This is a genomic window from Psychrobacter sp. ANT_H56B (assembly GCF_008369245.1).
Classification (GTDB): Bacteria; Pseudomonadota; Gammaproteobacteria; order Pseudomonadales; family Moraxellaceae; genus Psychrobacter; species Psychrobacter cryohalolentis.
This window is the reverse complement of sequence record NZ_VOBF01000024.1, coordinates 1-919: the sequence shown is the minus strand read 5'-3', so window position 1 is coordinate 919 and position 919 is coordinate 1. Positions and strand designations below refer to the sequence as shown.

2 protein-coding genes are annotated in these 919 nt (G+C 39.1%); both read left to right on the top strand.

The features are described from left to right. Positions 1–63 precede the first annotated feature (63 nt). Positions 64–417, top strand: a complete 354-nt coding sequence (locus FQ082_RS12900) for an IS630 transposase-related protein (protein WP_149493455.1) — start codon at positions 64–66, stop codon at positions 415–417. A gap of 13 nt (positions 418–430) precedes the next feature. Then, on the top strand, positions 431–910 hold the full coding sequence (locus FQ082_RS12895) for an IS630 family transposase (RefSeq protein ID WP_223145368.1): 480 nt from the start codon (positions 431–433) through the stop codon (positions 908–910). Positions 911–919: the final 9 nt, after the last annotated feature.

The following is a 919-nucleotide window of genomic DNA, read 5'->3' as shown; positions in this document are numbered from 1 at the left end:
TATAGTCAGTCTTTTATAAATAAGATACAATGCTTTTAAAATAAAGAGAAAGATATAATCATTATGACTTACTCAGCAGACTTTCGAGCGCAAGTGATTAAAAGCGTCAAAGACAAAGACATGAGTATTCGTCAAGCATGTATTTTCTATGACATTAGTAAAACCACTTTACAGCGTTGGCTGAAAAATCCAAGTATCAAACAAACTCGGGATAAGCCACCCAGTAAAATACCGAATGAAGCTCTTCTCAAAGACGTCGCTCAATATCCAGACGATTACATGTACGAGCGAGCTCAACGTTTAGGCTGTAGCAAATCAGGCATTGATATTGCCCTAAAGCGCCTTGGTATCAGTCAAAAAAAAGACCTTAGAGCATCCAAGAGCGTGCCTGATAAAAAGAGCGATATATCAGAGTAAGCTTGATAGCTTTATGCAGCAAGGCTATCCCATTGTGTATATGGATGAAAGTGGCTTTGAGGCGGAAACGATTCGCCCTTACGGCTATGCACCGATTGGCAAACCTTGTATTGATAGCTACAACTGGCAAGTAAGAAAGCGCACTAACGTTATTGGGGCTCTCTATGAAAAAATGCTGTTTGCGCTTGATTACTTTGAACAAAATATTAACAGCAGCATATTTTATCACTGGTGCAAACACACGCTGATTCCAAGCCTTAAAACAAAATGCGTGATCGTGATGGACAATGCTAGATTTCATAAGAACAAATGCATTCAAAAACTACTGAACAGACATGGCCATCGTATTCTTTGGTTGCCACCTTACAGTCCTGATCTAAATCCCATTGAAAAGAAGTGGGCACAGGCAAAATTTCTACGCCAAGGCTGGATGGAGAATAATCTACCTAAACTGTTTCATGATATGGGTTGTATCTCTTTTATTCTAGACTGACTATACTAT